This is a genomic window from Paraperlucidibaca sp. (assembly GCF_982810325.1).
The window spans coordinates 5,812-19,102 of sequence record NZ_CEYEMI010000035.1; the positions used below are offsets into that span (position 1 = coordinate 5,812).

Consider the following 13,291-nt stretch of genomic DNA (forward strand, 5'->3'; position numbering starts at 1 on the left):
CTTGTCAGCGGCTTTTTTAATTAGCTTGAGAAAGCGTAGTGGCAGGTTATAAAACGCCATATTGCGAATATGCGCACCGGCATCAGAGAACGTAATTAATGTTCGTGGGTCGTGCACCAGTTTCAGCAATTTGTCTTCGTGCGCATTACCAACGGTGGTGTACCAACGCAGTGATCGGCCAAATTCAACGACTAAGTCGAGAAATAAATCAACGACATGAACTGAACGCTCAGTGGCGATTTCGGCAAAATTGCGCCCAACTAAGCTAGCATCCGGGCATTCGAGCACGATGGCATCGCCAAAGTCGCGCTGCCATACGCGCGGGCTGAGCTTCTCGCCATAAAACTTGCGGAAATTACGGCGATACGCCTCGTCTTTTAGCAGCTCATTGCGCTCGACTTGGTCGCGCAAATCAAGCGCCATTTCACCGGCGCCAAACTCCTCAAAAAACACCACATCAATGCCGTCAGCATAGACTGTGAATGGCGTCGGCATTAGCTGCCAGCGGAAGTTTCCACCGAGCGCTTGAATCAAGCGCGATACCAGCTGCGCCATCGGGCGCACAGTAAAATTACCTTTAAGCTCAATGAGTGTAATCAACGTCATTTTCATCGGACGGCGTAAGCAACCCAAGGCAGCGCCGATGTATTCAAAAATTTGTAGCGGGTTAGCGGCATTTGGTGCGCCCTGATGAATACGGCCGCGGCTGCGCAGAATGCGATTAAGTCGACGAATCTCGCCGGCGCGCGCATAGGTACTGGGCAGGCTTTTTGACCACTCGCGATCACCATCGATCTTGTCCCACTTCAGGCGCATGGTCGACAGCCCTAAAAAGCCAGCGTCTAATGCATTTTCTAGCGTTTTTTCCATCTGCTGCATCTCGGCCTCGCTAGGCTTAACGGCGCGATCGGTAGCGCGATGCAACCCCAGCGTGGCCACGCGCACATCGCTGTGGCCAAGCAGTGATACCAAGTTAGGTCCAAGCGGCAGTGTTTTAATAAACTCGACCCATTGCGCCGGTGTGCGCCAAGTTTTGTATTGCTGCAAAATCGGCAGCACTTTTTCGCGCGGCACCGTTTCCACGCGCGTAAAAATATCCGAGGCATCTTCTGCCTCACTACAAATCATGCTCAACGAGCAGCTGCCCACCAGCACAGTGGTCACGCCATGACGCACTGACTCTGACAAGCTCGGCGAGACCATCAACTCAGCGTCGTAATGAGTATGAGCATCGATAAAGCCAGGTGTTATCCACAGGCCATTGGCATCGATCACGCGTGCGGCAAGGCTGCTATCGAGTGGCTCAGCACTGACCTTGGCGACACGTCCGTCGTTGATGGCGACATCGGCTATCTGTGATGGTCCTCCGGTGCCATCAAAGTAGCGACCGCGTTGAATCAGAACGTCGTAAATTGTTGCCATGATGAGTCCTCGATTTTTATTCTTTTTGTCAGAAGGCTGAGCTAGTCGCTTCAGTATTTAGGTCTCGACATTAACGCGCGTTAGGCCACATGATTTGATAAATCACGAGCTCTGATGGGTAAATTTCATGCGATATCTTGCGCGAAGCGGTGGATTACTGGGCTATGCCGAGCTCGTGCGCCGGCACGGTCATGATCCGAATGCGCTACTGAAAGCCGTTGGGCTACCACTCACAGCTTTAGAAAACCCCGATATTTATCTGTCCTACCCCAAGCTTGCCGCACTCTACGAGCACACCGCGCAGGTTTTAGACGAACCCCGTTTTGCGCTCCAGCTCGGCCTCCGCCAAGGGCTAGAAGTTGTTGGCGCGCTCGGTGCTTGGCTGTGCGAAAAAGCCACTATCGGCGAGGCTCTATACGGGCTACAGCGCCATCTTAGCTTTCACGCCCGCGGAATCGATGTGCATTTGCATAGCCACGGCGACCAAGTTGAACTAGAGCTGAGTTTAGCTTTTGCCCATACAAGCGACTGCCAGCAACTCATGCTGCTTAGCCTGGCACTGTTACAGCAAGGCATGCGCGAGCTTCAGCCTAATCAAGAAACCGCTACAGCCCTATGGATTGGCGCACAACGGCCTCTTCCCAGTGTACTGCGCGCCTGCGAGGAGTTTTTTCGCTGTTCGGTGAATACGACAACCCCACGTTATGCCATACGATTTCCACTAGGCTTGCTCAGCCGGTCAGTGGCCGTCTCACCCAAGTTACGCGCTCGCCTACAGCAGCATTGGCGTGATGATTGGCAACTCATGCCGATGTCGATTAGTAGTCAAGTGGCTCGCTGCATCGCCGCTCTGCTGCCCACTGGCGACTGCTCATTGTCGGCAGTCGCGCAGCTAATAGGCCTACATAGCCGCACCCTGCAAGCCAAACTTAAGGCCGAGCACACTAGCTTCGATGCTTGCTTGCGTCAGGTGCGCCTAAACTTGGCCTGTACGCATTTACGCGATAGTGATGTGGATATCACGCGGCTTGCGCTGGACATGGGCTATGGTGATATTGCGGTGTTTAGCCGCGCATTTAAGCAGTGGACAGGATTTGCGCCAAGCCAGTGGCGGCGCGATAAGGTGCTAACAAGTTGATCCTTCAAAAGAGCAAATGCTTACTACTGTATGGTTGATAATACTGGGATGACTGCGATGTCACTTTGACTTCCCACTCAGTATCGCGGCCACTGCACGCTCAGCCGATGCCAACGCACCTTCGATACAAGCTCCTGCCAGATAGTCACCAGCAAAAGCTAAGTCTGGGCGCTGCAAGCGCTGAAAACTGGCAATTTTCTTATACTGCCCAACACCAAACTCTGGGATTGCCTCTTCACGCAATGCCACATGCAGTGGCTCAGCATCGACAGGTAGGCTTGGATAAAACGCAAGCGCACGAGCCCAGGTATCTTTAAAAATCGACTCATCAGACTGACCGATATAACGCCGTGAAGCCTTGGGAGAGAAATACAAACTGACAATCTCTTTACCCTCAGCACGCAACGCCGGATAGCGCTCGCCGCATAAACCAAGCGCCACAATATCTCGCTCGCCAACGCCGGCCGGCACAACCAAACTCACTGGATGGCCTTGCTCTCGATTAATCAAAAATGCGACATGTAGGTTTTCGCAATACGACTGCCCTTCAAGAAACTCACGCTGCTCAGCGTCATAGCGTTTAGCCGAAAGCGAACCGCATAACTTTGCTGCAACGCTCGCGGTAGTCGCACAAACAATGCTATCAAAAACCTCTTCGTGCTCACCGTCAGCATCTCGCCAGCACAACTTAGTACGCTCACCGTCCTCTAGTAGGGCGTGGACTTCAGCGCCAAAACTAGGCTCTAAGTCTCCTAGCAAACGACTGGGCAATTGATCAATCCCACCAGGGAAACTATAGAAACTAGCGCCAGCCGAATTCGACATCATGCTGACAAACATTGCCCGCGACACTTGCTCGGAGGGCATAAACCAAAAAGGCTCAATGGTTTGCCGAATAAACGCATGGTAAGCAGCTTCACCAACCTGCTCTATCGCATCATCTGCCACGCTACGGTCATCCAAGTGGCAGAGTGATTCTGGCGACACCCAATCCAGCTTTTTGCGCTGCGCGTTAATCTTGGCCAAATAAACGGTTAAACGCCATTTATCCGCCAAACCTAATGTAGGCAACCACAAAGTAGACCATGCCGACGCCCACACATTGCTGGCATTAAAACGATCAATGCCCGTTGGCGAGACAAAATCAAACTGGCGGCTTAGGCGGTGTACACCATCTTGCAGGCCTAGCTCTGGCAGTAATGCGATCAATCGCTCATAGAAGCTAGTGAAGAATGCTGCGCCGCTATCGAGCACAATGTCGCGATTGGGGTCGCGCCAACTCATGGCCCGCCCACCCGGCGTCATTTCTTTTTCGAAGACTCGCACCGTATAACCCGCCTGCTGCAACAGTCGCGCAGACATAGCGCCAGATACACCTGCGCCAATAACGGCAACATTGCGCTTCTTCATATTGATTCTCTCTTATTCACAATAAATGAAACGGATACTTAGCGACTTGGCGTGACACTTACGCGGTAGTCACCCTGCACTCGTAACGATAATAAAAAACCGCCAGCCATTTTCTTTAGCTCTACTTGCTCACCGCCAGAAATCTCTGGCGTTCCTATGCGTTCGGGAAGCCACAACTCGAGAACACCAGGATTAGCCGTGGTACCTGTCAACTCAATGGCTCCAGTGTCGATATCAGCGGAAAGTGTTAACAGCCGCCCTGGTGCTGCACGAGGGTAGGCGCGAGAAAGCGTCAGCGCATACTCAGGCACAAGGCCCATATCGATATCGCCAGGGCAACCATTTCGCCAAAGCGCGATCTGATCACCAGGAATTTCACCATTAGACTCATTGAGTGAATGCGGGTCGCCGCAGGCTTGGCGCCATACCCACCATGCGCCGCCAATGCGGTATTTGTCCTCAAACGAGGCGTACTCTCGAAGCTTCGCATTATTTTCTACAGGATCTCCGAACCATCCCCACTCACCAGACCATAAGGCTGTGCCCAGCGAGTCCGCCGCTAGTTTCGCGAGCTGAAAACCTTGCTCAATACTAAGCGGCGCTATCGTAATGGAGTCGGCATATAGGTGAGGAGCAAAGACAATATTGGTATCGCTGGTAAAGCCTTTTAGTGGTGGGAGCGTTGCACCAAAGGCTGACCAATCCACTGTGGGCTCAAAAAATACAATGTGGGAAAAGCCATTGGTGGCTTTCGCTTCTGCAGCGCGAATGGCTTTTATCGCGCGACCGTAAAAGCTACCTGTGGATAGCAACTCCGACACGCCAAGCAAAAAGCCGGGATGAGGCTCATTGAGCAGATCATAGCCAGCGACTGCAGGCTCCGCCGCAAACTCAGCAGCAAGTTTTCCCCAAGTAGTCACTAGAGCGCTTTGAATGCCATTTCTATCTAACCAGAAGTTGGTAAATGCAGCTGTAACGGCTGGCGATAGCTCACGAATACTGATTCGGCAGGTACTTAAGCCGTCGGTAATGGTTGCCCAATCAGGGGCGCCATCCCAGCCAATGGCAGGCTGCAATAACGGTGGCAAACAAAACTCACCAGCAGGTGTCGCAATATGCTTACCCCACGCGTCTTGATGCATATCCAACACCACATACATACCTTGAGCTTCAGCAGCGCGCACTTGCTCGCGAATCTCACGTATATACGCTTGGTTTAGCTCGCCTCGTATAGGCTCTAACTGTGACCAGTGGATTACCAAACGAATCACATTAAAGCCAAGGCTGGCCATATTTGGCAGGTCATTTGGTCGAGGCTTTACCCCAGGAGGAAGATCAGGATGGCCCTGGTAGTAATCACCTAAAGAGGTGTAGTTCACGCCACGCAGTAACACCTCTCGATCGAACTCATCGTAAATTCCTGCTCGGCTACCTGTCTCCGCATGTAATCGAGGCAATGGCGCCGCACGCGCAGCAGATTCAGAAGCCGCTGTGCTTTCTTCCTGGCGAGTGCCTTCATCGATACAACTGACCATCACGACTGATGCAATTAGACAGGCAAGAAGATTAGCTTTCATCAGGAATATACCTCTGGCGTAGAGGCGTCATGGTAAGGCTCAGGCGTTAAGAGTCATTACCGAATCGAGTCATGCTCATTGTCCTATTCGGACATATTGGCATTGCGATACTCGCCTGGAGTTACCCCCGTCCATAGCTTGAATCGACGATAAAAGGAGGCCACTTCCTCGTAGCCCAAAGCTTGAGCGATATCGATAAATGACTGCGTAGGATCAGATAATAGTAACTCCGCCTGTTCTTGCCTCAGCTCATCAAGAACGAGTTGATAGTGCGTATTTTCAAGTCGAAGGTAGCGCTGCAAAGTTCGGCCACTAACGCCCAGCTGAATGGCCACTTCAGATTTATTGATAGCGCCATTTTGTAGCTGACGAGAAAGCTCATGCCGCACCTTCAGTCGCCACGTCTGGCTATCGCTACTAAGCGCAGACAGCTGCTTTTGAGCATGAGTCTCTAAGGCCTGTAGTAAGCCTGCATCGGCTTGTCGCAAAGGTAGCATTAGCATGTCGTGGTCAATAACGATGCCGCTAAACAGCTGATCAAACAGTACAGGGCATCCAAAAAGCTCAAAATAATCCGCGCTCTTTGCACTCTCGGGCAAGCTATGCTCAAACCTGATTTCACATGGTGGGCGTTTGGTGTCAGCAATCCATTGGCCAAATGAAAGCCAAGACGCAAGTACATTTTCCACCATATGACGCTTCACTTGTGGGTCGGCGACTCGTGCATGCCAACTCATGCAAATACGCCCATCCAACGGCTCGACCTGACTCACACCAAGCTCACCTACTAGCCGCTCGTAGCTGGCCACTCGCGCCATAGCATCACCCAGTGAGGCGCAATTAATTAAAATATAGCCCAAGACGCTCCATGCATCTGGCTGCACGATCAGCCCTGCCCGTAGCCCAAACAAGACATCCTGCGACTGCTCAACAAGCGCCATCAACAAACGTTCGTGTATCGCAGCAGGCAAGCGGCGCTGCGCATTCTGAATATCTTGCTGATCCAAACCTAATAAATTGAGTGCCTGTTCGCCATCAACGCCTAGCTTCTTTGCTGCGTGAACATACCGCAGCAAACCAGAGGCCGATGCTTCGCCAGCAACGCCTTTAAGATCGTGTGCTGCTGATGTCGAAAAATGAGTCATAGGGCCTGCTTAAACGCCGAAACAGCGCTCAATCTATACTGAAATTAAGCCCTTTGCCTATGTGATACATCGATATCAATGCCTTGTCCGAATCGGACAGTGAGGATGACTGTATTCGGCAATGACTTGCTTTAGGTAGTCCGTAAAATGCTTTGTAATCTATACAAGGTCGGCCTAATGATGAAGATCTCTATTTTTCTCGGTGTGTTGTTGTCTCTTATGGTCTCTGCCTGTGGCGGGAGCACTAGCAGCTCTAAGCTAACACCCTCCTCATCATCTGAAGCCGCTGCGGCGAAAGCATCGTTCAACCAAGCCAATGGCTGGGTAACCGATGCTGACGGCCATGTCATTATTTTCCACGGCTTCAATATGGTCGCCAAAGAGACGCCCTATACGCTTGAATCAGTCGGTTTTGATGATGATGACGGTGCCTTTCTCGCCGAGCATGGCTTTAACGCAATTCGTCTCGGGTTCATGTGGAAGGCTGCCGAGCCTGAGCCTGACCAATTCAACGAAGGTTATCTCAATAGCATTGAACGCACTGTTAACGCACTAGGCAAACACAAGGTGTTGACCTTATTAGACTTCCATCAAGATGCGTATAACGAAGCAGTTGAAGGCCAAGGCTTCCCAGACTGGACGGTGTATGACGATGGCATTCCATGGCTGCCTTTAATTCCAAAAGAAGCGCAGCTGGTCTATCAGCGAGTATGGGATAACTTTTGGGCTAATAAACAAGGCGTTAACAACACACGGCTGTGGGACCACTTTGCTAACTTCTGGCAGCACATTGCGACACGCTTTCGCAACAATCCAAATATTCTTGGTTACGACCTTATGAATGAGCCATGGCCAGGACTGCAAACCCCGCTTTGCCTCAACCCATTGGTCTGCCCTCACAACGACACGCTCAGCAAGTTTTATGGCGATGTGATTCCCAAGATTCGGCAATATGACGCAAACACCCCCTTCTACTACGAAGGCAGCCTACTAGCAGGCGGCGGCATGGCACTAGATATTGACATTAAAGACCCAAACACAGTGCTGTCATTTCATAACTACTGTTTGCTAACCGTAGTCGGCGCAATCGCAGGCATACCAACACCAAAGTTTGTCGGTGACCTCACGTGCCATGAGTTAGAGAAGCTCACTTTCGACAACTCCATCACGCAAGCTCAAACCCAAGGCCATCCTGCCGTGCTAACTGAGTTTGGATCAGTGCCAGACCTTGATGCGGTAGAACGAGTTGCAAAACAGGCTGATGATTACAAAGTAGGCTGGATGCACTGGACCTATTTCAATACAGGTACCACTAACTTTCCAGGCACGCCCAGCTTAGTGCTGGACCCTTCTAAAGCGCCAACAACCGATAATATCAACACAGAATTGCTCAAAGTTTTATCTCGACCTTACCCGCAAAAAACCGCTGGAACACCTGTTAAATGGGACTTTGATAGCGATAGCAAAGTCTTTGACATGTCCTACACAACATTACGTGCAGACGGCGCAGGCTCATTTGCAAAAGGCGGTGAGACCACGATCTTTGTACCTAAACTTCACTACCCGAACGGGTATAAAGTGAGTGTTACTGGGGGCAACTTAATATCCGAAGCTAATGCGCCATATGCTGTGATTACTGCTAACAATGGCGCAAGTCAGGTCGCTGTTAAAATCGAGCCTAGGCTGTAGGGCGCAGCTGCGTGTGTGATACTTAGGGCATTATGGATATTTTAACTTACCTGCTATCACACTTTAGCCTCAAGGCTGGTGTCTTCTACACCGGCCCAATTTGTGGTGTTCACGACTTCGAAGAAGATACGACTCAAGGCCACGTGCACTTGATACACCGAGGCTCAGTCAAAATTTCTGGCCCCAACATACCATCGGCAATTGTCATTAATGAGCCCACCGTCCTATTTATGCCAAGGCCCAATAAACATCGCCTTGAGATAAGCGAAGGTGAGGAAATTCAAGCGCTCTGTGGCACGATACATTTTGGCTACAGTCAAAAAAATCCTATCTCTGACTCACTTCCTGCTATTTTGGCAGCGCCATTAAGCGCGCTTACAAATGGCGTTCAAGTCACCGATTTATTATTTTCAGAGGCTTTTGAACAGCCCGAGGGAAGGCAAGGTACTCTCGATCGGCTCTGCGAAATCCTCATCATGAAACTGCTACGACATGGCATGGCTGAAGGGCTCATTCATGGTGGTGTACTAGCAGGCCTACTCGACACGAAGCTATCGAAAGCGCTCTTGGAAATTCATGAGCACCCTGCCCGCGCATGGACCGTTGCCAATATGGCAGATGCTGCTGGCATGTCACGCTCACGGTTCGCTGAGCACTTCAACCGTGTTCTCGGTGAAAGTCCCGCTGATTATTTAACGAGTTGGCGCATTATCACGGCACAACAACTCATTCGTCAGGGCATGCAGATTAAGCAGGTTTGCGGAGAGGTTGGCTACGGAAGTGCCAGCGCTTTTAATCGTGCATTCTCACGTAAAGTAGGCTGTTCACCCTCGCAATGGCTAAAGCAACACACTGACTTATAAGCAATGTCGCCTCATTGAGACGATCTGAGTCAATTCCAAGACGATCAGTCAATTTGCTTAACTATTTCTGCCAAGAAACACTTTAACATTCTTGAAAATGCTACGTAATGGCATCGAAAAGGATGGATTATGCTCAAAAAAAGCGACACCTCAGGTGCAGATAGTGTTTCTGAGGATGACTTAATTGCTGCACTGAAAGCTGGCGATAGCGCAGCCTACAAACTTGCTGCTCAGCGCTACGGTGGCGCTATGCTTTTCGCTGCGAAAGCCGTTAGCCTCCTTCATGCTGAAGATGCGGTGCAAGACGCTTGGATTGCCACAATCGACGGGATAAAAAAATTCGAGCACCGTTCATCATTGAAAACGTGGCTGATCAAAGTAACGGTAAATCAAGCTTACGGGCACCTTCGCAAAAACCATCGCTATGTATCTTTAGATGGCCTGCAGCCTGATGCAGATCCTTACAGCGAGTTATTTAGCCCTCAGGGGCGTTGGCTAGCACCTGTTTCACAATGGTCTGACGATACGCCAGAAAAGCTGTTAGAGGCTCGAGTGATGGGTGACTGCATTGATCATCACTTAGCCTCCCTGCCGCAAGGTCAGCGCATGGCTCTCGTCTTAACCGACTTCAATGCCATGACGGTAGAGGCCATATGCGAAGAACTTGATATCAACCCTGGTCATTATCGAGTACTGCTTCATCGAGCAAGAACTAGCTTATTCAGCATGCTCAGCCATTATGAATCAACCGGCGACTGCTGACTCTCAGCCAAGTACTCAGCCGTTTTACTATCTTCAATCGGCCAAACACTTGGGTCTGGTGGCGAAACCATTAAGCCTATTTGCAAAGCAGCACCAATGATAAGAGACGGCACAAAAAGTAAAAACATGATGTTCACCATATCGTTATGAGTACATCACTTAGTAGGCTGCTAGAAATGATAATTACAGATTATATTTTCATGAATTTCTGTAACTTTTAGGCTGCTCCAAGCAACTACTGCATGTGTAGATAAGCGGCTAGTGAGCAAGAGGATGAGCAATATGATGAGCTGCAAAGAAATATGTGCCCACCAAGCAGGTTCTCAACAAGCTGACCTTGGCTGGAGACTCAGGTTAGAGCTCAGCCTCCACTTAATGATGTGCGGCAACTGCAGAATGGCAGCTAAACAATTTCGCCTGATGCTCTCTACTACGCCGCGCCGCCAAGCTGAAGCACCAAGCGAGGCACAGATAAAACACTGGATGATCGGTGTGGAGCGCGCTCTAGAAAATAGCAAAGAGCACAAATCTAACTAATCACATTGCACGACCAAATAATTGACCGAAAACGAAACCATATGAGGTAGTTCATGAGTACAACTTACGCATCAGATGCATTAGCGAAACCATTATCGCGCTCTTTATTAGCACTTCGCCTAGGGGTGTTTATTGTTATGCTTATGTGGACGCTTGATAAGTTTTTCAATCCAGCACATAGCAGCAAAGTCTTCGAAAGCTTTTACGGCATTGATTGGTTATCTCACAATTTCTCATACATTATTGGCTTCATTGAGCTAGCACTAGTCATTGGATTTGTCACTGGATTTAGCCGACGCTGGACCTATGGTGGCATTCTGTTAATTCATGCTGTTTCCACATTTTCCTCCTATAAAATGTATATGGATCCTTTCAACAATCTATTATTTTTTGCTGCGTGGCCAATGCTAGCAGCATGCCTAACACTTTATTGGCTGAGAGATTGGGATACTTTATTTAGCCTTTCAAATAAAGGAGCGCGCTAATGTTACGCATCTTAGGTACTTTACTATTTTCAGCTACTTTAACAGTCGAACCTGCGCTAGCTGACTCGTTGAATAGCGTGATCAAATCACCTCATCGCGAGGTTTCAGCACAAAGAGATGAGTACCGTCACCCACTAGAGACAATCACATTTTTTGATATACAGCCGAATATGACTGTCGTAGAAATTTGGCCAGGCTCTGGTGGTTGGTATACCGAAATATTAGCCCCCTACTTGAGAGATCAAGGCAAGCTCTATGCCGCACAATTCAATGCCGACTCAGAGTCGGCATTTTACCGAAACTCACGTGCAAAATTTGAAGCAAAGCTCCAGTCAGACCCAGAGTTATATAGCAAGGTTAGCGTTGTTAGCTTTAACCCTCCTACGCATGTTGATTTCGCCCCAGAAGGCAGCGCTGATCGCATTCTCACATTCCGCAGTATTCATAACTGGTATATGCGTGGCGGCGGCGATGAGCGGGTATTAGCGGCATTTTCAGCCTTTTATAAAGCACTGAAACCAGGTGGCATATTAGGAATTGTCGAACATCGCTTACCTGAAAAACGACCGCTATCAGATCAGGAAGGCAGTGGCTATATGCACGAAAGCTATGTCATCGACCTTGCACAAAGAGCTGGTTTCAAGCTGTTGGCGCAGAGCAATATCAACGCTAACTCTAAAGACTCTACCTTGCACCCAGAGGGAGTTTGGACACTACCGCCAACTTTACGGCTAGGTGATAAGCAGCGCAGCCACTACGTATCTATCGGGGAGAGTGACCGCATGACTCTTAAACTCATTAAACCAGAATCTTCCATAGCTGATGCGAAAAACTCGATGACAACATCACAACCGACTGCAATGGATAAATAAATGACACATCAAGAATCAAGAAAGCCAAACGTAATAAAAGAAATATACTTTTCTTTTTCCGCACTCCCTTTATGGGTTCAAGTATGGGTTGCGCTAATACTAGTGCCAATCAACTTTGCCAGCCTGCTATTTATTTCAGAGCCAAACGGAAAAATAATCGCTTTTTTATCACTTATAGCAATAGCACCAAATATTATTATAATTTTCTATGAAAAAGGCTTTTCTAAGCTTATGGCCCTGCCTCATATAATTCCATGGCTATTACTAGTCGGGCTAATACTGGCAACTCCATTGATTGATGGAGAATATAAATTCTACCTATACGCACTAGCCACTATCAATACAATATCATTAATTTTTGACATTCCTGATGCCATTAAGTGGTTTAGAGGCGACAGAGACGTTGCACGGAAATCTACTCTTAATTAGAAGCTGCCTCCGACTTAAATAAAGCATAAATACACCAAAATCAACTTAGCTAAATAGTTCGAAGAGATAAAGAGTATGTCGGCAAAAAAACTGATTAAACAATGGAAACAGCAAGGTCAGCCATTACAGGTTGCCGGAGCAAACTCATACATTTGGCGCCAAGGCACGGGTGAACCTGTTGTATGTATGCATGGCGTACCTGCCTCTGGCTTCTTATATCGCAAAGTTTTACCTGAACTGGCTAAACGTGGCTTTGAAGGGATAACTCTAGACTTGCCAGGCCTAGGGCTAGCCGACCGTCCGACTAATTTTGATTACAGCTGGAGCGGGCTATCCGCATGGTATGTATTAGCACTGGATGCTGCTGGCATAGACCGCTTCCATCTTGTGGTTCACGATATTGCAGGCCCCATTGGTTTCGATCTAATTCGTAGACTGCCAGAGCGAATATTGTCTCTAACGGTGCTCAATACCATGGTCGATGTGTCGACTTTCCACCGCCCTTGGACGATGGAACCATTTGCTTGGCCTGTCATTGGTCGACTTTGGTTACAGTCGGCGCGAACACCCTTGTTTTACTTTTTGATGAAGCTACAAGGCATGCATAACATTAGCCGTCATGAAGCGGCTGCTTATGGGCAGTTATTGTTAGGCCCAGATGGAGGCAGAGCTTTTCAGAAAATAATGTCCTCATTCAATCGAACAAAAGAGTTTGAGCACGCGATTAAAGCCAGTCTCGCAGTACGAGCCTTTCCGGCTCAACTCATTTGGGGCATGGAAGATCCAGCGCTGAAAAGCGCACAATATGCCCCTCCACTGATGAATGCACTTAACTTAACGTCATTCCAAAAGGTCTCTGGAAAGCACTTTCTGCAAGAAGACTCCTATTGCGAGATTGCCGAAGCGATTGCCATACAAGCCTCGCGTTGAGTCATGTTGCTTACGTTTTATCTTGATGAAAA

The 13,291-nt window shown here is 49.1% G+C and carries 13 protein-coding genes; 9 read left to right on the top strand and 4 right to left on the bottom strand.

Going from position 1 to position 13,291, the window contains the following annotated elements; all coding sequences use genetic code 11:
• The coding region (locus tag AC3DKE_RS09855) for an N-acyl-D-amino-acid deacylase family protein (RefSeq protein WP_487990577.1) at positions 1-1,422 on the bottom strand (1,422 nt) is incomplete at its 3' end.
• Positions 1,423-1,549: 127 nt separating this feature from the next.
• Between AC3DKE_RS09855 and AC3DKE_RS09860 the strand changes: the two genes are divergently transcribed.
• Positions 1,550-2,560: a helix-turn-helix domain-containing protein gene (locus AC3DKE_RS09860; RefSeq protein WP_487990578.1), complete on the top strand. Its 1,011-nt coding sequence runs from the start codon at positions 1,550-1,552 to the stop codon at positions 2,558-2,560.
• Positions 2,561-2,620: 60 nt separating this feature from the next.
• Here the strand turns inward: AC3DKE_RS09860 and AC3DKE_RS09865 are convergent, their stop codons facing one another.
• The 3 genes from AC3DKE_RS09865 to AC3DKE_RS09875 all read right to left on the bottom strand — a co-directional run bounded on the left by AC3DKE_RS09865 (position 2,621) and on the right by AC3DKE_RS09875 (position 6,692).
• Positions 2,621-3,970, bottom strand: a complete 1,350-nt coding sequence (locus tag AC3DKE_RS09865; protein ID WP_487990579.1) for a protoporphyrinogen/coproporphyrinogen oxidase — start codon at positions 3,968-3,970, stop codon at positions 2,621-2,623.
• 38 nt (positions 3,971-4,008) lie between these two features.
• A complete protein-coding gene (locus AC3DKE_RS09870; RefSeq protein WP_487990580.1) occupies positions 4,009-5,547 on the bottom strand; it encodes a glycoside hydrolase family 5 protein in 1,539 nt (512 codons plus the stop codon).
• Positions 5,548-5,630: 83 nt separating this feature from the next.
• On the bottom strand, positions 5,631-6,692 hold the full coding sequence (locus AC3DKE_RS09875) for an AraC family transcriptional regulator (protein ID WP_487990581.1): 1,062 nt from the start codon (positions 6,690-6,692) through the stop codon (positions 5,631-5,633).
• A gap of 177 nt (positions 6,693-6,869) precedes the next feature.
• Between AC3DKE_RS09875 and AC3DKE_RS09880 the strand changes: the two genes are divergently transcribed.
• The 8 genes from AC3DKE_RS09880 to AC3DKE_RS09915 all read left to right on the top strand — a co-directional run bounded on the left by AC3DKE_RS09880 (position 6,870) and on the right by AC3DKE_RS09915 (position 13,259).
• Positions 6,870-8,381 carry a cellulase family glycosylhydrolase gene (locus tag AC3DKE_RS09880; protein WP_487990582.1) on the top strand — a complete coding sequence of 504 codons (1,512 nt, stop codon included), beginning with the start codon at positions 6,870-6,872 and terminating at the stop codon, positions 8,379-8,381.
• Between the two features lie 32 nt (positions 8,382-8,413).
• Complete coding sequence (locus AC3DKE_RS09885; RefSeq protein ID WP_487990583.1) at positions 8,414-9,244, top strand: cupin domain-containing protein; 831 nt, start codon at positions 8,414-8,416, stop codon at positions 9,242-9,244.
• A gap of 129 nt (positions 9,245-9,373) precedes the next feature.
• Positions 9,374-10,006: an RNA polymerase sigma factor gene (locus tag AC3DKE_RS09890; RefSeq protein ID WP_484217402.1), complete on the top strand. Its 633-nt coding sequence runs from the start codon at positions 9,374-9,376 to the stop codon at positions 10,004-10,006.
• Positions 10,007-10,279: 273 nt separating this feature from the next.
• Entirely contained in the window at positions 10,280-10,543 is a 264-nt protein-coding gene (locus tag AC3DKE_RS09895) for a hypothetical protein (RefSeq protein ID WP_484217403.1), read from the top strand.
• Positions 10,544-10,596: 53 nt separating this feature from the next.
• A complete protein-coding gene (locus AC3DKE_RS09900) occupies positions 10,597-11,028 on the top strand; it encodes a DoxX family membrane protein (protein ID WP_340675282.1) in 432 nt (143 codons plus the stop codon).
• Positions 11,028-11,900 carry a class I SAM-dependent methyltransferase gene (locus AC3DKE_RS09905; protein WP_487990584.1) on the top strand — a complete coding sequence of 291 codons (873 nt, stop codon included), beginning with the start codon at positions 11,028-11,030 and terminating at the stop codon, positions 11,898-11,900. Before AC3DKE_RS09900 ends, AC3DKE_RS09905 begins: the two co-directional genes overlap by 1 nt.
• Positions 11,901-12,329, top strand: coding sequence for a hypothetical protein (locus tag AC3DKE_RS09910; RefSeq protein WP_487990585.1), 429 nt, complete (start codon positions 11,901-11,903; stop codon positions 12,327-12,329). It begins immediately after the preceding gene.
• Positions 12,330-12,404: 75 nt separating this feature from the next.
• Positions 12,405-13,259 carry an alpha/beta fold hydrolase gene (locus AC3DKE_RS09915; protein WP_487990586.1) on the top strand — a complete coding sequence of 285 codons (855 nt, stop codon included), beginning with the start codon at positions 12,405-12,407 and terminating at the stop codon, positions 13,257-13,259.
• Positions 13,260-13,291: the final 32 nt, after the last annotated feature.